Annotated in this window: 22 protein-coding genes and 1 pseudogene; 10 read left to right on the top strand and 13 right to left on the bottom strand. The window is 47.5% G+C overall.

What is annotated here, in order from left to right; genetic code table 11:
• Window positions 1-5: 5 nt before the first annotated feature.
• The 5 genes from LVQ76_RS11810 to LVQ76_RS11830 all read right to left on the bottom strand — a co-directional run bounded on the left by LVQ76_RS11810 (window position 6) and on the right by LVQ76_RS11830 (window position 4,965).
• Window positions 6-797, bottom strand: a complete 792-nt coding sequence (locus LVQ76_RS11810) for an HpcH/HpaI aldolase family protein (RefSeq protein WP_232903782.1) — start codon at window positions 795-797, stop codon at window positions 6-8.
• Window positions 794-1,525, bottom strand: a complete 732-nt coding sequence (locus LVQ76_RS11815; protein ID WP_232903781.1) for an alpha/beta fold hydrolase — start codon at window positions 1,523-1,525, stop codon at window positions 794-796. The genes LVQ76_RS11810 and LVQ76_RS11815 overlap by 4 nt, the downstream gene beginning before the upstream one ends.
• Window positions 1,522-2,289, bottom strand: coding sequence for an SDR family NAD(P)-dependent oxidoreductase (locus LVQ76_RS11820; protein WP_232864341.1), 768 nt, complete (start codon window positions 2,287-2,289; stop codon window positions 1,522-1,524). The genes LVQ76_RS11815 and LVQ76_RS11820 overlap by 4 nt, the downstream gene beginning before the upstream one ends.
• Window positions 2,289-3,620, bottom strand: coding sequence for a histidinol dehydrogenase (hisD, locus tag LVQ76_RS11825; RefSeq protein ID WP_232864342.1), 1,332 nt, complete (start codon window positions 3,618-3,620; stop codon window positions 2,289-2,291). The genes LVQ76_RS11820 and hisD (LVQ76_RS11825) overlap by 1 nt, the downstream gene beginning before the upstream one ends.
• Before the next feature lie 94 nt (window positions 3,621-3,714).
• Window positions 3,715-4,965: an MFS transporter gene (locus LVQ76_RS11830; RefSeq protein ID WP_232864343.1), complete on the bottom strand. Its 1,251-nt coding sequence runs from the start codon at window positions 4,963-4,965 to the stop codon at window positions 3,715-3,717.
• 281 nt (window positions 4,966-5,246) lie between these two features.
• Here LVQ76_RS11830 and LVQ76_RS11835 point away from each other — a divergent pair, with 281 nt between their 5' ends.
• The 5 genes from LVQ76_RS11835 to LVQ76_RS11855 all read left to right on the top strand — a co-directional run bounded on the left by LVQ76_RS11835 (window position 5,247) and on the right by LVQ76_RS11855 (window position 10,388).
• On the top strand, window positions 5,247-6,317 hold the full coding sequence (locus LVQ76_RS11835) for a LacI family DNA-binding transcriptional regulator (RefSeq protein WP_232921714.1): 1,071 nt from the start codon (window positions 5,247-5,249) through the stop codon (window positions 6,315-6,317).
• Window positions 6,314-7,285: a nuclear transport factor 2 family protein gene (locus LVQ76_RS11840; RefSeq protein ID WP_232864345.1), complete on the top strand. Its 972-nt coding sequence runs from the start codon at window positions 6,314-6,316 to the stop codon at window positions 7,283-7,285. The genes LVQ76_RS11835 and LVQ76_RS11840 overlap by 4 nt, the downstream gene beginning before the upstream one ends.
• Window positions 7,286-7,447: 162 nt before the next feature.
• A complete protein-coding gene (locus LVQ76_RS11845) occupies window positions 7,448-8,587 on the top strand; it encodes a nuclear transport factor 2 family protein (protein WP_232921715.1) in 1,140 nt (379 codons plus the stop codon).
• A 3-nt stretch (window positions 8,588-8,590) separates the two neighbouring features.
• A complete protein-coding gene (gene hisD / locus LVQ76_RS11850) occupies window positions 8,591-9,898 on the top strand; it encodes a histidinol dehydrogenase (RefSeq protein WP_232921716.1) in 1,308 nt (435 codons plus the stop codon).
• A gap of 175 nt (window positions 9,899-10,073) precedes the next feature.
• The gene (locus tag LVQ76_RS11855; RefSeq protein WP_151995639.1) at window positions 10,074-10,388 is read left to right on the top strand and encodes a hypothetical protein; all 315 of its coding nucleotides are present in this window, start codon (window positions 10,074-10,076) and stop codon (window positions 10,386-10,388) included.
• Window positions 10,389-10,467: 79 nt separating this feature from the next.
• Here the strand turns inward: LVQ76_RS11855 and LVQ76_RS11860 are convergent, their stop codons facing one another.
• From LVQ76_RS11860 to LVQ76_RS11875, 4 genes are all read right to left on the bottom strand, one after another.
• Window positions 10,468-11,355, bottom strand: coding sequence for a transporter substrate-binding domain-containing protein (locus LVQ76_RS11860; protein WP_232864348.1), 888 nt, complete (start codon window positions 11,353-11,355; stop codon window positions 10,468-10,470).
• Between the two features lie 55 nt (window positions 11,356-11,410).
• Window positions 11,411-12,328, bottom strand: coding sequence for an amino acid ABC transporter substrate-binding protein (locus LVQ76_RS11865; protein ID WP_232903774.1), 918 nt, complete (start codon window positions 12,326-12,328; stop codon window positions 11,411-11,413).
• Window positions 12,316-14,538 (bottom strand): EAL domain-containing protein, encoded by a 2,223-nt coding sequence (locus LVQ76_RS11870; RefSeq protein WP_232903773.1) that lies wholly within the window; start codon window positions 14,536-14,538, stop codon window positions 12,316-12,318. The genes LVQ76_RS11865 and LVQ76_RS11870 overlap by 13 nt, the downstream gene beginning before the upstream one ends.
• 358 nt (window positions 14,539-14,896) lie before the next feature.
• Complete coding sequence (locus LVQ76_RS11875; RefSeq protein WP_232921717.1) at window positions 14,897-16,861, bottom strand: EAL domain-containing protein; 1,965 nt, start codon at window positions 16,859-16,861, stop codon at window positions 14,897-14,899.
• A 665-nt stretch (window positions 16,862-17,526) separates the two neighbouring features.
• On the opposite strand from LVQ76_RS11875, the gene LVQ76_RS11880 reads away from it, so the two are divergent.
• Window positions 17,527-18,981: an APC family permease gene (locus tag LVQ76_RS11880; RefSeq protein WP_232864352.1), complete on the top strand. Its 1,455-nt coding sequence runs from the start codon at window positions 17,527-17,529 to the stop codon at window positions 18,979-18,981.
• 114 nt (window positions 18,982-19,095) lie between these two features.
• On the opposite strand, the gene LVQ76_RS11885 is transcribed toward LVQ76_RS11880, so the two are convergent.
• The gene (locus tag LVQ76_RS11885; RefSeq protein WP_232864353.1) at window positions 19,096-19,569 is read right to left on the bottom strand and encodes a DMT family transporter; all 474 of its coding nucleotides are present in this window, start codon (window positions 19,567-19,569) and stop codon (window positions 19,096-19,098) included.
• Window positions 19,570-19,578: 9 nt separating this feature from the next.
• Complete coding sequence (locus tag LVQ76_RS11890; RefSeq protein WP_232864354.1) at window positions 19,579-20,013, bottom strand: DMT family transporter; 435 nt, start codon at window positions 20,011-20,013, stop codon at window positions 19,579-19,581.
• A 98-nt stretch (window positions 20,014-20,111) separates the two neighbouring features.
• Between LVQ76_RS11890 and LVQ76_RS11895 the strand changes: the two genes are divergently transcribed.
• The 4 genes from LVQ76_RS11895 (at window position 20,112) to LVQ76_RS11910 (ending at window position 24,316) form a co-directional block, all read left to right on the top strand.
• Entirely contained in the window at window positions 20,112-21,047 is a 936-nt protein-coding gene (locus tag LVQ76_RS11895; protein WP_232903770.1) for a LysR family transcriptional regulator, read from the top strand.
• Between the two features lie 107 nt (window positions 21,048-21,154).
• Window positions 21,155-21,565, top strand: a complete 411-nt coding sequence (locus tag LVQ76_RS11900; protein ID WP_232864356.1) for an ASCH domain-containing protein — start codon at window positions 21,155-21,157, stop codon at window positions 21,563-21,565.
• Window positions 21,566-22,279: 714 nt separating this feature from the next.
• Entirely contained in the window at window positions 22,280-23,257 is a 978-nt protein-coding gene (locus tag LVQ76_RS11905; RefSeq protein WP_232921718.1) for a DUF1852 domain-containing protein, read from the top strand.
• Window positions 23,258-23,284: 27 nt separating this feature from the next.
• Complete coding sequence (locus tag LVQ76_RS11910) at window positions 23,285-24,316, top strand: methionine synthase (protein WP_232921719.1); 1,032 nt, start codon at window positions 23,285-23,287, stop codon at window positions 24,314-24,316.
• A 92-nt stretch (window positions 24,317-24,408) separates the two neighbouring features.
• Here the strand turns inward: LVQ76_RS11910 and LVQ76_RS11915 are convergent, their stop codons facing one another.
• Both LVQ76_RS11915 and LVQ76_RS11920 read right to left on the bottom strand, forming a co-directional pair.
• Window positions 24,409-24,990, bottom strand: a complete 582-nt coding sequence (locus tag LVQ76_RS11915) for a nuclear transport factor 2 family protein (RefSeq protein ID WP_232921720.1) — start codon at window positions 24,988-24,990, stop codon at window positions 24,409-24,411.
• A 45-nt stretch (window positions 24,991-25,035) separates the two neighbouring features.
• Window positions 25,036-25,146: pseudogene (locus tag LVQ76_RS11920) on the bottom strand (integrase); the annotation flags it as partial.

A 25,146-nucleotide genomic window follows, 5' to 3' on the forward strand; every position in this document is an offset into this window, starting at 1 on the left:
CTCCATTAATATCCAGATGCGCCACTGGCTGGCGGGGTTTCACCGCGCGCGGCGGCGATAGCGGTACGTGACGCGCTGCCAAGCTGCATAACGTCATTCGCCGGAGTGACGAAGTTAAAGCCTTGGGCAATGCGATTCGCGGCGGCCTGCCCGGAAGTACAAAAAATCCCGGCGAGCTTGTTATGGGCGCGACAGCGGCTGAGCACTAACTCAATCGCCGCCAGCATTTCCGGGTGTTGAGACTCGGCGCTCGCGCTGCCGGTGAGCGTTAAAGAAAGGTCGTTCGGCCCGATAAACACGCCATCCAGCCCGTCGGTATCGAGAATCGCATTGAGGTTTTGCAGCCCTTCGCGGGTTTCAATCATCGCCAGCGTCAGGATCTCTTCGTTGGCATACTGCGGATAATCTTTGCCGCCGTATAAAAGGGCGCGCGCCGGGCCAAAAGAGCGGTTGCCAAGCGGCGGGTAGCGGCAGGCTGAAACAAACTGCTGGGCTTGTTCAGGCGTTGAAATCATCGGGCAGATAATTCCCCAGGCACCCGCATCAAGCAGACGCATAATTTGCGCCGGTTCGTTAGTGTTCACGCGCGCCAGCGGAGTGGCAGGCGTCGCGGAAATCGCCTGCAGCATCGACAGCGCGCTGGCGAAATCAATCATGCCGTGCTGCATATCGACGGTGACCGAGTCATAACCCTGATGCCCGACGATTTCGGCGCTGTAGCCCGATGGGATCGCCAGCCAGCCGTTAATAACCGGTTGCTGCTGGCGAAAGGCCGCTTTGAGCGGATTTTTTCTCATAATGCTGACTCCTGTATCCAGTTGCGCAGGGCGATTGCCACTAACTGCGGTGATTCAAGGGGAAGGAAATGGCCGCTTTCCGGCAGCGTTAACCAGCGGGATTGCGGGGCGGCAGCGGCAGCCGCCTGATGATGCTGTGGGGTACAAATGGCGTCATAAGCGCCGTTGATTATCAGAATCGGCGCGGTAAAAGCGGCCAGCGCTGCGCGATGATCATCGCGGGAAATCGCCACTTCCGTCTGGCTTGCAAAAACGTCGAGGCCGCATTCCTCCGCCATCTGAACAACCTTTTGATGAAGTGCCGCGTCATCCAGACGATGCGGCGCGACATACTTCGCCCACATATTTTTAGTGAGCCACGATGCGATCCCCTGGCTTGCCGCTTCCTTTATTGCCGCCCGGCGCGTGGTCGCATTTTCCGGCAGATCCCGCAGCGGGTTGATGGACAACAACGCCAGCCCGGCAATTCGCTGCGGCGCCTGCGCCACCATTTCCAGCGCGACCATCGCGCCGAGGGAAAATCCCGCCAGGCAGAAACGTGGCGGTAGTACCTCAAGCAATTGCTTTGCCAGCGCGTGAGCAGAATCGCCGCCGCTGAGCGTGACGCAACTATAATTCGCGACATTCAGCTGCTCGACGAGCGGCTGCCACAACCGCCCATTGCACAGCGTTCCGCCGAGCAAAATCAGCGGCACATCATGATTTTCCAGCAAAGGCGAAGTATTCATGTTGCCGTCCATCCGCCGTCGACCATTAACGACGTGCCGGTAATCATTGCCGCAGCAGGCGAGGCGAGAAACACAACCGGCCCCATCACATCCTCCAGCGTTCCCAGCCGTTTCAGCTTAATGTTATCCAGCACGTATTGACTGAAAGCAGGATCGGCCAGATTGGCGCGCGACAGTTCAGTTTCAATAAACGTCGGGCACAGCGTATTCACGCGAATGCCCGATTCGCCAAGCTCCAGCGCCATAGTTTTGGTCAATCCTTCGAGGGCAAACTTCGACGCACAATAGACGCTGCGCTGCGGCCCGCCGACATGGCCCATCTGCGAGGAAATATGAATGATTGAACCGGCGACCTGGCGCAGCTTCATGCTGCGAGCGACTTGCTGACTGACAAAGAAAGTGGCTCGCAAATTCAGCGCCATCACCGCATCAAAATTCTCTGCACTCACTTCAAGGAAAGGCTGATGGCGCGCAAGCCCGGCGCTGTTTACCAGAATGTCGAAGCCCGGTAACTCCGCCAGCGTTTTGCCAACCTGCGCGGTATCGGTAATATCCAGCGCCACGCTGTGTAATTGCAGGCCTTCTGCAGCGGCACTTTTGACCGCCTCGTCAAGCTGTTCGGGCTGGCGGGCGATAATCCACACCTGCGCACCGGCACGCGCCAGCGCGATGGCTGCGGCAAAACCGATGCCACGGGAGCCGCCGGTGACTAACGCCCGCTGGCTATCAAGGCGAAATTCCGGTGTGCAAGGAAGCGCCATCATTACGATGCCTTCTCGATATCCACCGCCGGAACGGTGCCTGCGTAAGGCACATCCTGATTGCCGTAGCGGCGCACGCGAATATTGGCCTGTTCCGCATGGCCGGAAAAACCTTCCAGCTGGCACAGGCGCGAGCAGTAGCTGCCAATTTCCGTGGAGGCTTCATCGCTCAGCACTTTCTGCCAGGTGCAGGTTTTCATGAATTTTCCGACCCACAAACCGCCGGTATAACGCGCGGCTTTCTGCGTTGGCAGGGTGTGGTTGGTGCCGATGACTTTATCGCCGTAGGCGACGTTGGTGCGCGGCCCGAGGAACAGCGCGCCAAAGTTGGTCATGTTGGCGAGGAACCAGTCGTCGCGGGTAGTCATCACCTGCACATGTTCGGAGGCGATGCGGTCGGCTTCCTGCAACATCTCTTCGTAGCTGTCGCAGACAATCACTTCGCCGTAGTCGCGCCACGCCTGGCGGGCAATTTCCGCGGTTGGCAGCTGCGTCAGCAGGCGCTCAACTTCACGCATCGTTTCCTGAGCCAGTTTCAGCGAGTTGGTGAGGAGAATGGCCGGAGTCGTCACGCCGTGTTCGGCCTGGCCGAGCAGGTCGGTGGCACACATTTCGGCATCGACACTTTCATCGGCAATCACCAGCGTTTCCGTTGGCCCGGCGAACAGGTCGATTCCCACGCGGCCAAACAGCTGACGTTTGGCCTCCGCCACAAATGCGTTACCGGGGCCGACCAGCATATCGACAGGCGCGATAGTGTCGGTGCCGAGTGCCATCGCGCCAATCGCCTGAATCCCGCCGAGCGCGTAGATCTCGGTTGCACCCGCCATTGCCTGAGCGGCAACAATTGCCGGGGCAGGGCGGCCATTAAACGGCGGAGCACAGCTAATAATGCGCGAACAGCCCGCGACGTTGGCGGTAATAATCGACATATGCGCGGAGGCTAATAGCGGATATTTACCGCCTGGCACATAACATCCGACGGCATTAATCGGAATATTCTTGTGGCCGAGAATAACGCCGGGGCGCGTTTCAATTTCCAGATCCGTCAGGCAGCCTTTTTGCGCCGTGGCAAAGTTGAAAACTTGCTGCTGGGCAAATTCAATATCTTTAATATCCTGGCGGCTTAACTGTTTAATGCAGGCATTAATTTCACTTTGCGATAAACGGTAATCCTGGCGGTCGTAATTATCGAACTTAATGGATAACTCACGAATCGCTTCGTTACCGCGTTGTTCAATATCTGCCAGCGTATTTTCAACCACAATACTGATTTGTTTATTGGCCTGCTGACGTTCAGATAAAGATTTACTGGTTTTTAAATATTGCGCCATGACGCTCTCCTTTCCTTTTATATGCGTAACTGTCCCGCCCGGCAAAGCGGGTGAATGGGTCGAATCGGATTAAATAAAGTGTGACGTATTACATTTACTGGCTGGTCTTATTGGCATATTCCTGTGCGGATGAAACTTTCGGCATATTTCTTTGTGTCGCTCTAATCTGGCGTTGCTCCACGCTGCGAGCCGCCATCGGCGTCAAGAATGCAGCCACCACGCAAAGCGCGCCAATCACCAGATAACCCGACGACAGATTAATATGTTGCAGCATTAAGCCCATGGCGACGGGGCCAATAAACATGCCGACGGAGTAAATGGTCTGGAACAAGCCCATGCGCGTGGACTGCTCATCTTCAACCGTGTTCACCACGCTCAACGACATAAACACCGCGAACGCCATGCCGAACGAGAAGCCCGCCATCGCCTGTAAGAAATAAATGAGATACATATTGCTGGTGAAGGGAATACCGATACTGGAAATCACCTGCAGAATAATGCCGATCACAGCGGTGTTCACCAGGCCCAGGCGCTTATAAAAGACCGAACTACACAGGGCGATAGCCAGCGCGTAGAAAATCAGATGAATATTGCTGAGCAGAGTCAGAATCCCCGCTTTTGCGCCGAGCTGCTGCGCGTAAATTGGCGTCAGCGTGTCGCGTGTCGCAAACGGCACGAGAATAACAATCGTCGCCAGTAAGCCGATAAACCAGACCGAGGGATCCGCCAGCTGGCGCTTTGCGCTGGTCAGGCAGGCTTTCAGCGTTGGTGCGCGGGCGGCATCGTGAATTTCTTTAATGCGGAAGGTCAGCACAAGCGCGAGCATTGCCGCAATGCTTGAAATAAAATAGCCGATGTTTTTATCAAAGAAGTGCATTAACAAACCGCCGATACAGTTGCCAAGGAACACGCCCAGCGGCCCGGCCAGTGCCAGTAAAGCAACGGCAGCGGGAGCGTCTTTCTTATCAAAGTAACGGATAAACAGAATGTTATAGAGCACCCAGGTGGCGGCCGTGAAACCATCGGCCGCTTTTGCCAGGTACAGCGTGGTGGCGTTAGGCTCGAAGTAAGCAATCGGCCAGGTCACCAGCGGCAGCAGCAGGCTGAACTGGATAAAGATTTTTCGGCTTTTTACCACATCGGACAAAATGCCAATCGGGAAGCGCACGAACAACGTTGCTAATCCGCTGGCTCCCATAATCATTCCCACCACTTCAGGCTGCATTCCTTCGCTGATTAACATCGGGGCGAGGAACGCATCAATACTGTGGATGCAAATGAAGAACAGCACGCTAATGGTAAAAAACAGTCTGACTTCGGAACGACTAAAGAGTGCACGAAACATGTGGTGAACCTCTTAAATATTAATGGGTTGTAACCAATCAAGTACGGCATTAACCGGTGCAATCCTTTGTCGATCACTTGCGTCACCGGTAAAATTGACGGCGTATTTTTTGTCTTCTGCATACGTATTCAAAAATTGAAGTTACGAAAAGGTTTCAATTTTGTAAAGGTCGATAGCGCAAATGTGAAAAAAATAATTTTGTCTGTTGCATACGCATGCAAAGATGGTGTAAGTATAAAAAACAGGCATTCCAGTGGGATGCGGACAAGGAATACCAGACCATGAAACGTAAGACTTTTGGCCCCGTGACTTCGCAGCAGGTGGCGCAAGTGGCGGGGGTGTCACAATCGGCGGTATCGCGAACCTTCACTCCGGGGGCGAGTATTTCGCCAGCCACCCGTGAAAAGGTGCTGAAGGCGGCGCGTGAGTTGGGCTATCGGCCAAATGCCATCGCCCGTTCACTGAACACCGCTCGCTCGCGCATCGTCGGCGTAGTGATGTCCTATTTTGATAACCAGTTTTACCCGCAGGTGCTTGAAGCGCTGGCGCAGAAACTCGACGAGCTGAACTACCACCTGCTGCTGTTTGTCGGCGACCGCGACGGTAACGTCGACCGGATTTTTGACCAGATCATGCAATACCGCGTCGATGGGATCGTGCTGGCTTCGGTATCGCTGTCCGTGGAGCTTTCAGAAGAGTGTGTCGCCGCCGGGATCCCGGTGGTGCTGTTTAACCGCAGCGAAGAAAATGCCACGGCGTCGAGCGTGAATACCGATAACCAAGCCGCCGCCCGGCAGATTGCCGAGTTTTTGCTGGCGGGCGAGCATCAGCGCTTTGCTTACGTCGCCGGGCTTTCCGATTCGTCGGTCAACGTAGCGCGCCAGAACGGATTTATCAGCACGTTAGAACGCCATGGGATCCAGAATGTGCGCGTGGTGCAGGGCGATTACGATGCCAAAATAACGGCGAAAGCGGCCTGGGAACTGTTTTCATCGCCCAATCCACCGGATGCCATTTTTGCCGCCAACGACCATATGGCGCTCACCGTTATGGACGTCGCCCGCTTTGAGTTTGGCCTGCGCATTCCTGAAGATCTCTCGGTCATTGGCTATGACGATACCGGCCCGTCCGGCTGGCCATCTTATGCGCTGACATCGGCGTCGCAGCCCGTAGATGCCATGGTCAGCGCCACGTTAGCGCTGCTGATGAAACAGATTGAAAGTGAAAACATTGAGCCGGAACAGGTTGTGGTTCCCGGCGTGCTGGTGGTGCGACACTCCGCAAGGCGTCCACGCTCTGGCGTTATCGAAAAAGATGGGCTGTTTTTATTCCAGCCGCAGGAGGTTGAATGACCAGGTTGCCGGGCTTTAGCCCTCAGTTTGACTCTATCCAGCAGTTTATTTTGACGCTGACCCATGTGGTGTGGGAGCAAAAAGATATCGGCCAACTGGCGGATTTTTACGCCACGCCGGTGGTGTTTAACACACCGGAAAGACAGCTCAATGACCTTTCACAGTTTATGCGCCTGACGCTCGAAGCGATGCACAGCTTCCCGCAGCGCACGGTATTGACCGAAGATATTCTCTGCTCCCATTCGCCGCAGTCGGAATATTACGCCGCCCAACGCACAGTGGCCTGTATTCAGCATCAGGGCGAAGGGTTCTTTGGTAAACCGAGTGGCAAATCTATTTGGGTGCGTACCTGGGCTGACCGCGTCTGTGCAGAAGGCGCAGTGCGTCAGGAGTGGTTGTTGCAAGACCGCGCCGCCATCATTTTGCAAACTGGTGTGGAAGTGCGTGATTTTGCCCGCCAGCTGGCGGATGCACGCCGCGAAGCCGGGCTTGAAAATATCAGCGCCGAAGAGATGGATGCCCGTTGGGCTGGCGGCCCGGAAGGTGATGACGTCGACGGCCCATTAGCAGGGCTGGTGGAACGTTATTTGTCGATGTGGGCGGGCGGGAACAGCGGCGTGGTGCCGGGGCTTTATCATCCTGCTGCCACATTGCACGGGCCGGGGCATGTACTGTGCACAGGCGAGCAGGATATTGGCGGGTTCTTATCGGGCTATCGCGCATCGTTTGCCGATAGCGAAACGCATTTGCACCATTTAGTTGTCCGACGCGATGCAAACGAACCGGTACGCCTTTCATTACGTTGGTCGCTTTTAACCTGGCACGACGGTTATGGGAAATTCGGCACGCCGACACGACGCCCGGTTTCTATTACCGGTATTAGCCAGCTGGAATTACGCGACGGTTTAATTATTCGTGAATATTTAGGTGTGGATGAATTAGCAATTTGGTCACAGATTTTTAATTAATTGCAATTGATTACTCATTAATAGTGGCGGGGATAATCTCCTCGCCAAATATCTAAGCAAAGAAATAAAGATTATCGCCATTTGCAGGTGAGGGATATTCCTATCCCTGAATAATGTGCGCTGACAAATTCTGTCGCGCATTCAAATAACGCAGGAGGTCATATGTCTTCAACTGAAACAACCAATAAAACGCCAGTAGCTTCAGAGAAAAGCAATACCAAACCCACTCGCGATGAACCTGTATTACAAGTCGAACGCCGAGACTTTGTTGATTTAGTCCCGGAGAAACGCCCACGCGTGCAATCATTACGTGGCTTTGATGATTGTTATACCGATATTGTCGATTACATCGTGCGCTGCACGCATAAAATATGGGACGAACGCGACGTCGGTTTAATTTATACCCACTATACGCACAACTGCGTTTTATATAACGCACTCGGCACCATGTATAACCGCGAGCAAGTGGTGCAGGATACCTTGCAGCGTTTAATTGCTTTCCCGGAACGCCGCGGCATGGCGACTCAGGTTATCTGGAATGGTAACGATGTTGACGGTTTTTACACATCCCACCTGGTGACCGGCACGGGCCGCCACACCCAATACAGCCATCTGGGCAAACCGACCAACCGCACCTTCGTGACCCGCACCGTGGCGGACTGCATGATTCACGAGAATAAGATTTATCGCGAATGGGTGGTCAGCGACAACATGGCGATGATGCGCCAGTTGGGGCTTGATACCGATGTGATAGCGCACGGCATGGCAAAAGAGCAGTTCGATAAAGGCTTCCGCGTGACCGATATCGGTGAAAACCGCCGCATGTTGGGGCAATACCCGCCGGAAATGGAATGCGACGTGTCAATCGCTCATACCGATACCGAAGAGCAATGTCTGCGCTGGCTGCACGAAATTTATAACCGCCGCATGCTCGGCAAAATCAAAGACGTTTATGCGCCAAACGTGCAGTGGCACGGCCCATTAATGAAAGAGCTGTACGGCCAGGCGGCAGTGATCCACCAGACGCTGGCGCTGATTGGCATGATCCCGGACGGCGCCTGGATGCCGCAGCATATCTGTTCCAACCCTTGCGACGAAGGCGGCACTAAAGTGGCGGTACGCTGGATTATGGAAGGCCATCACCTTGGTTATGGCGAATTGGGCAAACCGACTGGCGAACGTCTGTTCGTGATGGGTATGTCTCATTACCACATCGTTAACGGCAAAATCGTCGACGAATGGGTGGTTTACGATCACCTGGCACTGCTGGCGCAAATCAAACTGGGACAAATGGAGGAATAAGAGATGGGCACGATTTCTGAAGCTGATGTTGAGTTTATTAAACGCCCGCAGGGGCAGGATGTTCAGGCCGACCGCACGCTAACCGAGACGGTGCAAAATATTATTGACCAGGTGCGTGAACGTGGCGATGCCGCGCTGCGCGATTATTCGGCCAAATTTGATAAAACAACACCGGACAAATTTGAAGTTTCAGAGCATGAAATCGCCAGCGCGCTGGCGGAGCTTGACCCGCAAACCCGCAAGGACAGCGAGTTTGCCATTGCCCAGGTGAAGCGTTTTGCGCAGGCGCAACTGGCCACCATGCAGCCGCTGGATATCGAAACGCTGCCGGGCGTGCATTTGGGGCACCGCATTATCCCGATTCAAACGGTGGGCTGTTATGTGCCAGGCGGGCGCTACCCGATTTTATCCGCGCCGGTGATGTCCATCGTCCCGGCGGTGGTCGCGTGTTGTGATGAAATTATTGCCTGCCTGCCACCGGGCGCGCATCCGGCAATGATCGCCATTTGCCACCTGGCGGGCGCACATCGCATCTTTAAAGTGGGTGGGGCGCAGGCGATTGCCGCCATGGCCTGGGGAACGGAATCTATCCCGGTGGTGGATAAAGTTGTCGGGCCTGGCAACGCCTTTGTTAATGAAGCTAAACGCCAGGTGTTTGGCAAAGTGGGAATAGACGCGCTGGCGGGGCCAAGTGAGATTTATGTGATTGCCGATGACAGCGCCGACCCGCGCATTTTGGCCGCCGATCTGCTGGCTCAGGCCGAACATGACGTGCATACCCGTGTTGGCATGGCGACAACCAGCCCGCAAATCGCCCGTGCCACGCTTGCAGAAATTGAGCGCCAGCTAACGAATTTGCCAACGGCTGTAACCGCTGGTGAAGCCTGGAAGCGGCAGGGTGAAATTGTTATCTGCCGCGACGAAGAGCAACTGATCGCGTGGGCCGATCACATGGCAACCGAACATTTGCAGGTGCACACTCGCGACCCACATGCTACGGCCAGCAAAATCCGCAATTACGGCTCGCTGTTTATCGGGCAAAACGCCAGCGTGGTGTTCTCCGACAAATGCTGCGGCACCAACCATACTTTGCCGACCATGGCTGCCGCCCGCTATACCGGCGGATTGTGGGTAGGCGCGTATGTGAAGATTTGCACGCACCAGTGGATCGACAACCACGGCATCGCGGCGGTAGCGCAGCCCGCCCTTCGTCAAAGCCGTACCGAAGGAATGCAGGCGCATCGCCGCGCGGCGGAAATTCGTCTGTTGCCTGACAGTATTGATGCAATAACCAACGGGGAGCGCGATTAATCATTATTTTCAGGTGAACAATATAGCGGCAATTCACCTGAAGATTTTTCAACTTAAGTTTTATTAATGTTTATTATCTTGCTTAGGGTGTTTCTTAACGACATTATTATCCTGAAAGGGATGGGTGGTAAATGAATTACCCCCAGAGTGTTATTATTAATCATGGATTTGGATTATGCTGTCACTGGAAATGGAAGAAGATGTTGTCCTGCGGGTAAAAGGCATGGAAAAAATGCTTGAAGGAATTGTCCGCGAACTCAAAGCCAACAACGGCGTTGTCGATGAGTTTATACGGGATGATATCGCAAGGTTCCGGCACTGTTCAAAAGATGTCATAACACACCATACTCAGGTTTCGCGCAACGTCCGTAAAAGACTGGAAGACGTCACCATCCATTCTCAAAAACGTGTACGTAAAACGGCCCAGAGTAATTTGTTATATGGTGTTTTGTGCGGAATGTCTTTCTGCATGTTGCTTCAACTGATGTAATGAATATCAGAGCAGTGGGGAGAAAGTTACCTTTCTCCCTTTTTTATTTCTGAAAGCCTTTGTGCTGGCTGAAATACGGTTAAGATTTTTTAGTGATGTATTGATACATTTCAGCAGAAAGAGGAAGGTGTAGGTTAATGTTCTTCCCTGGTAATTTACTATTAAACCATTGCTCATAAAACTGTTTGAAATCGCTACGATTGAAGCGTGTATTAAGATTTTCATCAACCATGTGTTTTAGCGCTATATCATTATGTCGCAGCATTATGCCTAAGTCTTGCGGCGGGCCTAATGTCAATGTAGATATCTGATATCCTTTCATATTTTCGCTGCTTTCAATGAGTTGTTTTAAGGATACCTCATTCATTGCAGTGGCATAACTTTTATGGCTACTCATTGCAGAAAATGAATCTTTCATAGTGGGTTGCGTAAGAACCATAATGTTAAGTTTCTGCAAGCGGTTAAGGCTGTTAACATTGATTAAATCAGTAGTACCTTTTACCACGCTGACCGTTCTACCGGCTAAGTCTGTATTGGAATTAATATTACTTCCACCAAATGAACCGAAGCGTGTATAAACGGACAGATAATGTCGGGAAAATAGCACAACGCTTTCACGCTTCACTGTATCAGTATTAACAGAGCAATCCATGTCAATAATGTTATGGTTTAGCATTGTGGTACGCATAGAAACTGGTGTTGGAATATAATTAACAACCAAGTCTTTAATGCGCAGGTTTTTTTTCAAAGATTCGGTTACATCTTTGCATAAATCAATGACATAACCGACTACATGACCATCACTGGTTTTATAAGAGTAGGGTGGTGCATCACGATAGCCAATATTAATCACTTTATGATTGGAAATTCTTTCCAGCGTCGACATGTTTGTCTCTGCCTTTAAAAGAACCGCATAACAAACTAAAAATAAACTCAGTACGTAGTTAAGAAAGTGTTTCTTTTTCATTTATATTTTTTGTGGTTGTTTGTTATCTTCGTGGTGGAAAAAAGACGAAGAGTAGTTAATAAGAATAAAGTTCAGTTGAAGAAATCGACTGTTTCAATTCAGGTGGCATTGGCCAGTTGAGAGTAATTCCCTGAGGCATGATGGACTCAAAAAACCATTTGTTATAAATGTTGGTAAACTCTTTACTGAGCATCAGGCGTTTCATGGAGCGATTAATCACATCGGTAAAATCGCCATTATCTTTTTGCATCGGCATACCAATAGGCAATCTTGGACTAAGGGTATCTGCTGATATCGCAAACGCCTGCGGATGCCCAGAAAGTGCAATTTGCCCAAGTAGCAGAACGTCGCTTGAGACTATGGCAGGTGTTTGTCCGCTTTCAAGGTCGGAGAACGCTTTAGCATTGTCGGTTCCAAGATCAATATTTAGTGATAGTTGATGCTCTGAATTGGCCTGCTGGATGTGTCGGACAAACACGGTACCGCTTTTTACCATCACGGTATGGCCATTGAGCTCGCTGATATCGGAAATATGATCTTCTTTACGAGATACATAGCGGGTTGCCGAGAAAAAATAGGGCTCTGAGAACGTCACTAATTTTTGGCGTTCCACTGTGTAGACCGTGGGAATGCATCCCATATCGATGGTTTTATTCTCAATGGTTAAAAATTGAGTGGCCGTGGAGACAGGTACCCAATGAATTTTTAAGGCGGGAATATTTAGCTCCTGCTTAAGCATATCGACCAGTCGATTGCATATTTCAATGGAGAAGCCTTGTGGTTTATTGCCCTCAACATATGAAAAAGGAAATACATCAGTCTGGTAGCTAAGTGTAATAGTCCTGGTCTGTGCGATGCGTGATAAAAGCTCATCGGCTCGGCTATCGGAGGGGGTCAGCAGACCAATACTGAGTAGAAGTGTGACTGCCAGAAAAAAAAGCGACTGATATAAATGAGTGGTTATGAATTGCATGTGTTCTCCATTCTCTCCAGTTCGAGCTCTGCCATAACGCTGGCATTTTCTACGGCCCGGCTAAAATAATATCCCTGAACAGTTATTTCTTCTTCTCTAAGGGAGGTCAAAAACTCATATTGTTGTTGTGTTTCAACACCTTTTGCGGTGACTTTCAATCCGCGCTGTAGTGCATAACGAACCAGCATCCCCACCAAAATCTGACTGTCTTCACACTTGTCGAGAACATCAATAAGAGAGCGGGCAATTTTAATGTGACTGAATGGGAAGATAATCAGGTAATCCAGCGTGGCGAAACCTGTTCCAAATTCGTCCAGAACAATACCCACTCCCAGAGCCTGAATTGCATTTAGTGTCGGCAGGATGACTTCGCGGTCAAGTTGCTCAGATCCTGTAATTTCAATTTCCAGACGCGCAGGGTCCAGGCCACTGTCTTGTAATGCGTTGCGAATAATGTCCAATATTCTTGGGCTACGCAGTTGATGTGGAGAGACATTCACCGCAACCATTTTTGCTGCTGGCCAGTTAGCTGCGTCCATACAGGCGCTGCGTATCAGCCATTCACCTAACCTGGCAATGAGCCCAATATCTTCAGAGACAGAAATAAAGTGGTGTGGTTGTAGTAAGCCTCTACTCGGATGTTGCCAGCGAACAAGAGCTTCGTAGCCTTCAATGCCATAATTTCCGAGGCTGATAGTTTTTTGATAATGGAGAAAGAACTCATTATTTCTGATGCCATCTTCAATTTCCTGGCTAAAGAGGAGGTTATTAGATGGGTTCATCGTCATGCCGTGAGAATAGAAATGGAAGCAATTTCGCCCGAAACTTTTGGACGTGTAGAGCGCAAGGTCAGCATGAGTGAAAAGATCTTCTCGGGTGTTACCATGTTGAGGTGCACAGGAAATCCCAATGCTACAACTGATAGAGAAAGCGTGCCCACTGCAGGAGAACGGCTTGCTGAGTGCCTCTAAAACTTTTCGAGCAAGTATCTCAGCTTCAGATATCGAGTCTTTGTTAACCTGCTGAAGAATGGCAAATTCATCTCCACCGAGGCGGATCGCCATATCGCTTTGATTAATTAGGGCTGACAGGCGTGTAGCAGATTCTAAAAGCAGTTCATCACCTACGACGTGTCCGTAGGTATCATTTACGGGTTTGAAATTGTCCAGATCGATCAATAGCAGGTTGAAGATACAGCCTTCAGTTCTTAATCTTAATAATCTGTCGTCGATCGAGTTTCGGTAAGCCACTCTATTTGGTAGCAATGTCAGAGAATCATGGTGTGCCATGTACTCCATCCTTTGCGCCATTTCTTGCATGCGTTGTAGATAACCGCGGTCAACCATTGCCACGCGTAGTTTTTCAATCGCTTTTGCCAGTTCGCCTATCTCATCTTCTTGATTCTGGAACGGGGTGAGCTGGTCCGTTTGCTCATCAGCTATCAAAGTCACCGCTTGCACAAGTCGAGGAACCGGACGGAAAAGATTACGCACTAGCCAGTTCACGACCACAACTGTAATACCCAGGATCAAAATCAGCATCAACAAGGTGTTTTTCAACAACTTATTATGAGTAGCCGAGAGGGCATTGCGCTCACCAATGCTACTGACAACAGCACCGATCAACTCTCCGGAAGGATTAACGATGGGAATTGAGCCTACGAAATACTCTTTCCCACCAATAGAGACAAAGCCACGGTAATATTGCTCTAGTGCCGCACTGTTTGCAGTGCCATCAGTGGCGGTCATTTTTTGCGCTGCCTGAGTGTCGATAAAACCTTTATTCTTATCGTATAACAATAGCCACGTCGGATTGTGTGTTTGTGTTGAAACCAGGGTCAGCATATCGGCCGGATCGAAGCCTGTCTGAATTACCGTCTCGTCATCGCAGAGTGGGTGTTCTGATTCGATGGAAATGACCTGACCTTCGTGGTTGGATTTTACCGTTACTGAGGTGTAGATATTGCGGATGATATAACTGGTAATTTGCGAGTTAGTTGATGCCTGTTTAAACCATTGCTCATGAGATATTCGGTTAACCTCAAAAAGGCCTGCCCCAGAGCCAACGCCATAGGCAATCAGAATCCCCAACATAAGGTAGATAGCAACTTTCCCGGTAATCGAATGATACCAGCGATATTCCCCACGTAAGTTGGAATCCTTTTTACAGGGAGGCGCAACCTCATGTTGAACCAGCTCTTTATCTACCATTTTTCTATTTGTACTCTTTTGTAAGCGACTAAAGAAGGCTCAAGAGAGATCTTTAAATATAAACTATTATTTTCTTTGTTGTTTATATGACGATATTTGTTAATGCTTTATTTGTATAATGTTATTACACGGTGTATTTTTACCGATGAGTCATGCTGTTAAGAAAACATGTTCATAGGGCAGGGTATACTTTAATTGCAAAGTCAGGAGTATAGGGATGGCTAATAAATGCGTCAACGATAAATATTAACATATCCATGATTACGTACATGTGTTTTGATCTTCTCATAACAAGCGAAATATCCAAAAAAATAGATTTATTGCAAATAATAATATCCATTATGGATTATGAGTATCGTTAAGTATCAACCTCTAAAAGTTTGCATAGATTGTTCATAGGTTGTGGCCGATGAAACAGAAAGCCTTGTGCCAAATGGATACCACAGTTCTTAACTATTTGATGTTCTTTCTCTGTTTCCACACCCTCAATCAATACCAGGCTGCCGGAACTTTTGCAAAGTTGCACAACGTGATGGAGAAATTCTTCACCACCTTCACGTGCTAACCCGAGCACAAGCGTACGGTCTAGTTTGATTTTATCCAGCTCATATTGTGTTAAATACGAGAGCGTGGAATAGCCTGAGCCAAAATCATCAAGAGCGATTTTAATGCCATATTGTCGTAGTTCAGCGAGAACCTCTATAACTTGCTCAGGTTCTTTAACTTTTTGCGATTCGGTAATCTCCATCTCTAACTTCCAGCCTGATGGTAATGGATTACGTAGTAGCTTACTCACCAGACTTAGGAAATTTGGATCAAGTAAAGTTTGTGGTGAAATATTTACCGAAAGCGTCATGCCAGGAAAGCGAGAGAGTTCATGGTGAATGGCTTCTACAGCATTCTCCAATACCCAAAAATCGACCTCTGGCATCATGCCAATTCGTTCATAATATTTTAAAAAGTACGGTGGTGTTATTTTTCCATCATCACCTTGATGACGAAGCAACACTTCCATTGCTACAATTTTCTGGCTATCAACCGTTATTTGCGGCTGATACCACAGTACGAAATTACCACTACTTTGCAGATCGTTAATATTACGTCTGGCATCAATATACTCATTTACTTCAGAAAGATAATGATGCGGTGATTCAACTTCGCTATGGCCTGGTACAGGTAATTGAAACTGGTTTCCTTTCAATGGAACAAAACTTGTGTTGCCACAAGGCAGAGTGATCTCTTTATAGTCACGTTTTTCCATATAGCGCAGGAAAGGCCAGTAAATTCCAATACCGGTAAAAATTAAAAATACCTGGAACAACACAGCGCTTATTGCTCCATTTGTACCCAACCAGGCGTTAATGATGGCCGGTGTTGCCCAACCTACCATTTGCTGAAGAGGGGGGATAATGTGCCAAAGGGTGGCGTAGTAGGCAATGATGTAATCCACTGCAGGCGTCATTAGAAAAGGGATAAACATCACCGGATTCAGTACTACCGGTACACCAAAGATGAGTGGCTCATTGATATTGAAAATGGCTAGCGGCAAAGAGACATTGATCAAATGTCTATTTGATGGGTTACGGCTAATGAGTAAGCAAATCAAGAGACTAAGTGTACCTCCGCTGCCACCTGATGCGCACCAGGTCTCATAAAAGGGAACACTTAATATATTTAATGAATCGTGGCCTGCTTTCCACGCATCCATATTAGATATCGTTTCATTCATGAACCTGAAGCCGATATCCTGGAAAATATAATAGCCATGTACGCCAAAGAACCAGGTGGCTTCTCGCACTAGCTCATAAAGTAGTCCATGGGTGAAATTGTCAGGGTATATTACGTCGGAAATGTCCTGAGTAAGCCAATCACTGGCATGCAAAATGAGATGACCAATCAGAACCAAACCAAGCAGTTTACTGAAAAATATTAATAGTATTTTTACGGAAGGCCAGTTGAATTTTATTCTATTGGTGCGGAACAGTTTAATGTTCTTTTCTAAAATTAAATTGGTAAAGATTGCAGCCAGCAGAGCAACTGGCAGGCTTACACCAATAAAAAAGTTAGTTTCATTATTATGTTCAAGGCCGGTAATACCAAGTAAAACCGTTAAGCTAAGAGAGATGCTGAGCATGATAGATAAACGATATCTGACAGCCCATTGCAGAGAAAAAATGATATTTAAAAGTATTGGGAGAAAAACAAGCATACTTTGCTGTAGGTTTTCTAACCAAGTCGAAATTTTTACCCAGTGAACATTCAGACATAACGTGCCTGCAACAATAACTAATCCGCGTAACACGGAAAATGGCATAATCGCCATAGTAGAACTCAGCACTGCCTGTGAAATACGATTGTTAATGAAGTTTAGTTTTATTTTGTGGAATATGCTAATCGCGTTTCTTTTAGTTAAGTTGTAGTTCATTCGTTACTTAATTGTGGGTTCATATGTTATTGTTGTTGCGATGTTAAAAGCTACTATATCACCATATGAAAAGTGGCGATATTGAATTTTATTACTGATGCTAATTAAATGAGTAGCTATTCTCAAAATATTACATTGTTTAAGCAGTCATCTGACCTGATGTATTTACTGTCCAGAAATATACATTTATTTATTGGTGATTTATTTATAGGTGGGTTTGGTAACAAAATTACTGACAAATTTATATATTTTGATGTCGGTCGTGATGTGAAGTAAATTGATTTAATGTTTTGTGTTTTTTACCAATATGTTAAATAAGTTAATACTTCTGTCAATCCCACAATCCATGGCATCAAAATGAACAAAAACCGCAAAGACTGGGCCTGATGGTGGTTCCTCTATGCTTTTGGGCTGTTTCAAACACTGATACAGAAATATATTGTGCGGAGAGCCGAACTTTTACACGATATAGTTATATTGTCCCTGCTACTAATGTGCATAATTCCCCCCAATTAATAAATTACCGCAAGTAATAATAAATATACAGTTAAGGGATATCGTTTATGGCACAGTCTGAGCAAAAACAGTTGCGGTGGTACAACATCGCGCTGATGTCGTTTATTACCGTCTGGGGGTTTGGCAATGTTGTCAATAACTATGCCAACCAGGGGCTGGTCGTTATTTTTTCCTGGGTGTTTATTTTTGCACTTTACTTTATTCCCTACGCGCTGATTGTTGGGCAACTGGGAGCAACATTTAAAGATGGTAAAGGAGGAGTCAGCACCTGGATCAAACACACCATGGGCCCAGGCCTCGCTTATCTGGCTGCATGGACTTACTGGGTGGTGCATGTTCCATATCTTGCGCAAAAACCACAGGCAATTTTGATAGCCCTTGGGTGGGCCATTAACGGCGATGGTTCGCTAATCAAAGAATACAGTGTGGTTGCCTTGCAGGGGATTACGCTTGCGCTGTTTGTCCTGTTTATGTGGGTGGCCTCCCGAGGGATGAAATCACTGAAGATAGTGGGATCGGTTGCCGGTATCGCCATGTTTGTCATGTCGTTACTGTATGTTGTGATGGCAGTAACCGCCCCCGCCATCACAGAGGTGCATATTGCCACGACGAATATCACGTGGGAGACATTCATCCCTCATATTGATTTCACCTATATCACAACCATTTCGATGCTGGTGTTTGCTGTCGGTGGCGCTGAAAAAATCTCTCCTTATGTCAACAGTACCCGCAACCCGGGCCGTGAGTTTCCCCGTGGAATGCTAATACTAGCCGTGATGGTTGCCGTCTGCGCGATCCTTGGCTCTTTGGCGATGGGGATGATGTTTGATTCGAATAATATTCCCGATGACCTGATGACGAATGGCCAGTATTACGCCTTCCAGAAACTGGGTGGGTATTACCATATGGGGAATTGGTTAATGGTTATCTACGCGGTGGCTAACACGCTTGGACAAATTGCTGCCCTGGTCTTCTCCATTGATGCGCCGCTGAAAGTATTACTGGGCGATGCTGACTCCCGCTATATTCCTCAGAAACTATGCCGGACAAATGATGCGGGTACGCCTGTGAATGGCTATCTGATGACGCTGGTGCTGGTGGCTATTTTGATAATGCTGCCAACGTTGGGTATTGGGGATATGAACGACTTGTATAAATGGCTACTGAATCTGAACTCCGTGGTTATGCCATTGCGTTATTTGTGGGTCTTTGTGGCCTTTATTGCGGTACTGCGCCTCGCGGAGAAATACTCACCAGAGTATGTTTTTATCCGAAATCGCAAGCTGGCTCTCACGGTGGGTATCTGGTGTTTTGCTTTTACAGCTTTCGCCTGCCTGACGGGGATTTTCCCGAAAAAGTTGGATGCCTTTACGCCTGAGTGGATTTTCCAGCTGTCACTTAACATTGCCACACCAATAGTGCTGGTTGGGCTAGGGTTCATTTTCCCTCTGCTGGCAAGGCGGCATACCCGAGGGCAGACGCCAGCCGTGCGGAGCAGTTAATTTCCTGATGCAGTGTTAATCTGCGGTCACCACAAACCGATTATGACTTTGTGGTGACCCTCTAAAACTTAGATCCTGTTATTTCAATGTAATGGACCTACCGATAGGTATCATTTAGTTGGCGATGTTTTCGACGGGCGTAGCATTGGTTTTATTACTGGAGTAAATAAAGAAAAGCGCTATTCCGAGGCAGACCACTGCACCAAGGCGTGTCACAGAAAAATGAATCGCAACGTTTCCTAACCAGCCAAAATTATCAATGAGCATGCTCATTGCCAGTTGGCCAAAGATGACCGCAACAGTCGCAACCGCCGCTCCAATTCGCTGAACAGCCAGAACCATAATGACAATGTAAGGAACGCCACAAAGTGCGCCAAGCAATTGCCATTTCGGCACATCCAGTAAGCTCACAGCATGCCTGGGTTCGAAGAAGAAAATGAGCAGAGCGGTCACCAGTGCGCCAACCGAGAAAGTCAGAAATGCACTGCGAAATACTCCAACGTTGCTACCCAACTTGCCATTAATTGCAGCCTGCATGCTAAGAAACGCACCGCCAACGACAGCCAGAATGATCATTAATATATTCACGAGTTCACCTCAGCCTTTTGCCATGAGGAATAGGGCCGCAACAATAAAAATCAGCGCGATAAGACGCTTACTGTCAATTTTCCGATGAGAAGAACCAAACAGCCCGTAATGGTCAATGACCAGACTTTTGGAGACCTGTCCTGCCAAAATACCAATCATGGTCATCGCAATTCCAATACTTGGAACGGCAACGGTAAGGATCACGACGTAAACAGGGCCCAGAATGCCGCCCAGCAGAGTCCATGATGGTTGGGCAAAGAAGGAAGGGCTGTTTCGTGGACTAAAGAACAGCATTAACAAGAATGTCAGCGCAGCACCGACTCCGAAAATACTGAACGTTGCCCATAAGTCTCCGACTTCGCTGCCCAGTGGTCCTAATAATCCGGCTTCTACGGATAGTCCCATCCCGCCTGCAACGACGAGCAATATAAATATAAGCTGCATTAAAACAGTCTCCAGTGGTTGAGGTGGAGAATCCTATAGCAGTGATGTGTAATGAAAAACGGTATAATCCAGGAAACACCTTTGCAGAAGTTGAGATAATGTACGATCCAGGCACGATAAATTTTCGCACACTGTTATTTTTTATCGGTGTTTTTGATGCTCAAAGCTTTTCAGTCGTAGCTCGGCGTGAAGGGGTCTCAGTATCAATGATTTCACGTGTCATCCTTCAACTGGAGGACGCACTTGGTCAGCAGCTTTTTTATCGAAATACCCGAGCAGTTATTCCCACTGAGGCTGGACGGTTATTTATTAGCTATGCCCGTACCATGACTGAGCAAATGAGCGAAGCTCGTAAAGAGATGCAGGATAGAGCCCTTGAACCTGCAGGGCTGATAAGGATTAATGCGCCTGTATTTTTCGGCCAGCGCCATATTGCCCCCTGGCTTAGCGAACTTTCAGCTCGCTATCCCCGATTGCTGATTGAACTGACGCAGACTGATGATTACATCGACCCGCACAGGGATGCCTCAGATGTTATTTTCAGAATTGGCACGCTGACGGACTCTTCTTTCCACGCGCGCATATTTGGAGCTCAGCGTTATCATCTGGTTGCCTCTCCCGGCTATATTAAAAAATTTGGAAAACCGGAATTTCCAGCCCAACTGAATAACCATAAATGCCTGGTTTACAGAGGATCATCGGGTCCAAATCGCTGGTTATTCAGGGATCCAGCTGGCTCCTGGACCCACTATCCCATTACTGGATTACTCACCTCCAACAATGCCGAATCTCTTCTTACCAGCGCACTTAGCGGCATGGGAATGGTGCTGTTTCCTGACTGGCTGATTGGTGACAGTCTTAAAAAAGGTGATCTCGTCAGATTGATGGAGGGATTTGAGGCCGCGATCAATACCGAGCCGCAGCATATCGCTGCTATCTATCCCAACGCACGCCATCCTCCGCTAAATGTACGGGCAGTCATTGATTATTTCGTCGAAGTTTACGGCACACCGCTTTACTGGCAGTTTGATTGAAATTTAGCGACCAGAGTTGGGATATAGTTCCCTTATGTGGATAGAGAAACGAGCAATAACCGGGTTATGAAAACCTGAATTAACTGAATCTGGTAAGGGGCTTTATAATGAGTGTGATTGAAGAATTGAAGACGAAATATCCGGGAGCTCAGGCGTGGTCCTTTGGGGATAATCCTGAAATGGCAAACGAGCTTGCCGACTTAGTCTTGAAAGGAATTAAAACTGCATCATGCGGCTCTCTTGCCTCTTTTTGGGCAGAAGAACCCTCCTCAAAAATAGGCAGTTATAATATTATTCTCAATGGAGAAGGTGCTCCGGTATGTGTTATCAGAACTATATCGATGAGCCTGATATGTTTTTCTGACATGACTGAAGAATTTGCCAGAAAAGAAGGTGAGGGTGATTTGAGCCTTGAATATTGGAGGAGTGAGCATAAAGCGTTTTTCACTCGGGAAGGCTGTTATTCAGATGATATGGAACTTGTTGCCGAAGAGTTTAAGCTGATTGAAGTTCTGTAATTTGAGTGAGACTAAGGTTCATCTGCATTTAAAATAGCAGCTGTTAGCTCACTTTTTCTAGCTCACACTTTATTACCTGCAGCATTTCTCAACCATCAAGCGAAGAACGGTTTGCATGCTTCTATAGTTTTAACCCTGGTTTCTGTAAGGTTTAATGCTGAGCTATACCAGCGGTTTTTCATTTTTCCTGCTCTAAATAAAATTAAAGCAGAATAAATTTCATTCCTTTTGGCTGCGTTTTTTTCACTTAAAATCAGAAGGCGATCAATATCCTTAATTATTTATGGTTATTATTAAACTGGGGCTGAATCGGGGTGAGGCTATGGTCTTTCTTCAGACCGAGGATGTTCGATTATAAGATAATATAATCATATATATCATAATGATAGCCGGTTGTGCATTCCCTTGTAACCTCACCCTATGTCTACCCAGTTAACCGCTTCCGGTCCGCTGAATTCCAGCGTTGAATCCTATGGGAAGGGGACTGCTTTCCTGATATTGACTATGACCATTCACCTCAACATGAAGATAATTCATGTTCGCTGAAATTTAATCACTTTTCCTCAATCAATGACTCTGGCATAAATTACCTACTGCAATTAGCTACAGACAATATGAAAACTACTGAATAAATCACCTGAAAAGAAAGTTTGGTAATGAAGAAAAGCAAAAAATAAATTCAGGTTTTATCAGAAATTAGGATACCCAATCGCGATGAATAAACAATTTGAATTTATTATTAAAAGCCTTTCTTTCGATGAGAATTATAATCCATCCGAAAATACGCGCATCACGACTAACTTTGCTAATCTGGCTAGAGGAAGTAAGCGTCAGGAGAACTTGCGCAATGCTTTAAAGATGATTGACGATCGTTTCAATTCATTGGCGCATTGGGATAATCCTAAAGGGAACCGTTATTTTGTCGAACTCGAAATAATTTCCGTTGAGATGGATGTTGAAGGCAAGGGTGATACCTTCCCAGTGATTGAAATATTGAAAACAAATATTGTCGATCAAAAAACTAACGAGCGTATTGAAGGCATTGTGGGGAATAATTTTTCCTCTTACGTGCGAGATTATGACTTTAGTGTCGTGCTGTTAGATCATAACAAGAATAAGCCTGGATTTAGCACACCAGATAATTTTGGTGATTTGCATGGCAACATATTCAAATGCTTCATTAACTCAACAGCTTACATAGAACGTTTTAAGAAACCGCCGGTTATATGTTTAAGCGTGTCCAGCAAAAACACTTACCACCGCACTGAAAATCAGCATCCTGTATTGGGCGTAGAATACCAGCAAAATGAATCCTCCATGACCGATCACTATTTCAACAAAATGGGGTTGCAGGTTCGCTATTTTATGCCACCAGATAGTGTTGCGCCGCTGGCTTTCTATTTTGTAGGTGATTTAACTGGCGATTACACGGATCTTGAACTGACGGGTACCATTAGTACGATGGAAACCTTTCAAAAGATTTATCGTCCTGAAATTTATAATGCTAATTCTGTAGCAGGAAAAGAGTATCAACCTAGCTTGAATCAACAGGATTATTCATTAACTCAAATTGTTTATGATCGAGAAGAACGCAGCCAGTTAGCGATTGAACAGGGTAAGTTTACTGAAGAGAATTTCATAAAACCATACAGAACTCTCCTTGAGAAATGGTCCGCAAATTACGTTCTTTGATTAACTAAAAATATAAGGTCATCTATTATGAAAATATTATTACCTACATCGACTGCGGGCAGTTTACCTAAACCCTCCTGGCTTGCACAACCGGAGACACTTTGGTCACCCTGGAAATTGCAGGGCGAGGAATTAATTGACGGTAAACAAGATGCTCTGCGTTTGTGTCTGCAAGATCAGCTACAAGCAGGTATTGATATAGTCAGTGATGGCGAGCAAACGCGCCAACATTTTGTCACTACGTTTATTGAGCACCTCACTGGCGTTGATTTTGAAAAACGTGAAACGGTAAGAATTCGCAATCGCTATGATGCCAGCGTTCCTACAGTTGTTGGCCCTGTATCCCGGCAGAAGCCTGTTTTTGTTGAAGATGCCAAATTCTTACGCCAGCAAACCAGTCAACCTATTAAATGGGCGCTGCCAGGTCCGATGACCATGATCGATACGCTTTATGATAGCCATTATAAAAGTCGTGAAAAGCTGGCCTGGGAATTCGCCAAAATTCTCAATCAGGAAGCTAAAGAATTAGAGGCTGCTGGCGTCGATATTATCCAGTTTGATGAACCGGCATTTAATGTGTTTTTTGATGAGGTGAATGATTGGGGAATTGCCGCTTTAGAGAGGGCAATTGAAGGGCTTAAATGTGAAACTGCCGTACATATTTGCTACGGCTATGGCATCAAAGCCAATACAGATTGGAAAAAGACATTGGGCTCAGAATGGCGGCAATATGAAGAGTTTTTCCCAAAATTGCAGGCCTCTAATATCGATATCATTTCGCTGGAATGCCAAAACTCTCGTGTTCCAATGGATCTCATTGAACTCATCCGAGGCAAAAAAGTCATGGTCGGGGCCATTGATGTGGCAACCAATATCATTGAGACACCTGAGGAAGTCGCTAATACGCTACGAAAAGCACTGCAATTTGTAGATGCAGACAAGCTTTATCCAAGCACCAACTGTGGCATGACCCCCTTATCTCGCCAGGTAGCAAGGGGCAAGCTAAATGCTTTAAGTGCTGGTGCGGAAATCGTACGTAGAGAATTCTCGAATAAATAACTTCACTAAATATTAGATCATTGAAGTGGAGTAGCACTCTGAATTTAGGCACTTGGATAGAGGTGATATGTTCACCTCTTTTTGAGTCGGGATCAGGCAGCCAACCAGCGCTTACCTTCAACTTTCATTTTTGCTTCCAGTTCACTGCCGCGAGTAGCGAACACGCGCCCAAGAGGGAAACCGCTCTGCTCCAGTAAATAGGCCAGTGCTGCATATTCACGCGGATACTTCGTCACAATCGCCTGGTCAATTTCTACAGGGCCTAAAGGGAAGGTGAAGGTGCCGATATCGTAAACACTTTGACGGTGGAACAACTTCCACACTCCATCTCGTTTTTCTGCCAGGTCGTAAAAACGGTTATGACACTCACAACCAATGTTCAGTTTTACGTTCTCAGCGATGATGATGGCATTGGTTTCCAGAATTGCTTTATCCCCGGCTTCATTAAAGGTAACAGCAGGTGAAGCAATGAGATGCTTGGTACGCAGGTCAGAAGCGCCCATTCGCATTGAACCATTAACAAAGTCGCTTCCCAAGCCTTCAAACCAGGTGATTTCAATCGTGCCGTCAGGGTGGAACAAGTCGCGTAACTGATCCCATTCACCTAAATCACGGTGCATCCAGCCATTCATCAGGTCGTTAAGTTGTTGGTGGTCTTGAAGTTGATTTTGCATATTTTTAGTTCCTGTTGTTTGACTGGATTTGTAAGCACACCCGTTTTAGTTCCACGCACTTTTTGAGATTTCCGGGTTATCAGCCATCAGCCGGTATTCTTCCGGCGTCAGGTTATTCAGGGATTCATGAGGCCGCTCGCTGTTATATTCTGCCAA

Origin of the sequence: Buttiauxella cochleicola (assembly GCF_021283185.1) — a bacterium.
GTDB lineage: Bacteria > Pseudomonadota > Gammaproteobacteria > Enterobacterales > Enterobacteriaceae > Buttiauxella > Buttiauxella massiliensis.

Coding starts and splice junctions, on each gene's coding strand:
- LVQ76_RS11900 (WP_232864356.1), top strand. CDS start 21,155: ATGAGTGTGATTGAAGAATTGAAGACGAAATATCCGGGAGCTCAGGCG.
- LVQ76_RS11910 (WP_232921719.1), top strand. CDS start 23,285: ATGAAAATATTATTACCTACATCGACTGCGGGCAGTTTACCTAAACCC.
- LVQ76_RS11835 (WP_232921714.1), top strand. CDS start 5,247: ATGAAACGTAAGACTTTTGGCCCCGTGACTTCGCAGCAGGTGGCGCAA.
- hisD (WP_232864342.1), bottom strand. CDS start 3,620: ATGGCGCAATATTTAAAAACCAGTAAATCTTTATCTGAACGTCAGCAG.
- LVQ76_RS11865 (WP_232903774.1), bottom strand. CDS start 12,328: ATGCAATTCATAACCACTCATTTATATCAGTCGCTTTTTTTTCTGGCA.
- LVQ76_RS11890 (WP_232864354.1), bottom strand. CDS start 20,013: ATGCAGCTTATATTTATATTGCTCGTCGTTGCAGGCGGGATGGGACTA.
- LVQ76_RS11840 (WP_232864345.1), top strand. CDS start 6,314: ATGACCAGGTTGCCGGGCTTTAGCCCTCAGTTTGACTCTATCCAGCAG.
- LVQ76_RS11810 (WP_232903782.1), bottom strand. CDS start 797: ATGAGAAAAAATCCGCTCAAAGCGGCCTTTCGCCAGCAGCAACCGGTT.
- LVQ76_RS11815 (WP_232903781.1), bottom strand. CDS start 1,525: ATGAATACTTCGCCTTTGCTGGAAAATCATGATGTGCCGCTGATTTTG.
- LVQ76_RS11880 (WP_232864352.1), top strand. CDS start 17,527: ATGGCACAGTCTGAGCAAAAACAGTTGCGGTGGTACAACATCGCGCTG.
- LVQ76_RS11905 (WP_232921718.1), top strand. CDS start 22,280: ATGAATAAACAATTTGAATTTATTATTAAAAGCCTTTCTTTCGATGAG.
- LVQ76_RS11845 (WP_232921715.1), top strand. CDS start 7,448: ATGTCTTCAACTGAAACAACCAATAAAACGCCAGTAGCTTCAGAGAAA.
- LVQ76_RS11915 (WP_232921720.1), bottom strand. CDS start 24,990: ATGCAAAATCAACTTCAAGACCACCAACAACTTAACGACCTGATGAAT.
- LVQ76_RS11860 (WP_232864348.1), bottom strand. CDS start 11,355: ATGAAAAAGAAACACTTTCTTAACTACGTACTGAGTTTATTTTTAGTT.
- LVQ76_RS11830 (WP_232864343.1), bottom strand. CDS start 4,965: ATGTTTCGTGCACTCTTTAGTCGTTCCGAAGTCAGACTGTTTTTTACC.
- LVQ76_RS11855 (WP_151995639.1), top strand. CDS start 10,074: ATGCTGTCACTGGAAATGGAAGAAGATGTTGTCCTGCGGGTAAAAGGC.
- hisD (WP_232921716.1), top strand. CDS start 8,591: ATGGGCACGATTTCTGAAGCTGATGTTGAGTTTATTAAACGCCCGCAG.
- LVQ76_RS11820 (WP_232864341.1), bottom strand. CDS start 2,289: ATGATGGCGCTTCCTTGCACACCGGAATTTCGCCTTGATAGCCAGCGG.
- LVQ76_RS11870 (WP_232903773.1), bottom strand. CDS start 14,538: ATGGTAGATAAAGAGCTGGTTCAACATGAGGTTGCGCCTCCCTGTAAA.
- LVQ76_RS11895 (WP_232903770.1), top strand. CDS start 20,112: ATGTACGATCCAGGCACGATAAATTTTCGCACACTGTTATTTTTTATC.
- LVQ76_RS11875 (WP_232921717.1), bottom strand. CDS start 16,861: ATGGCGATTATGCCATTTTCCGTGTTACGCGGATTAGTTATTGTTGCA.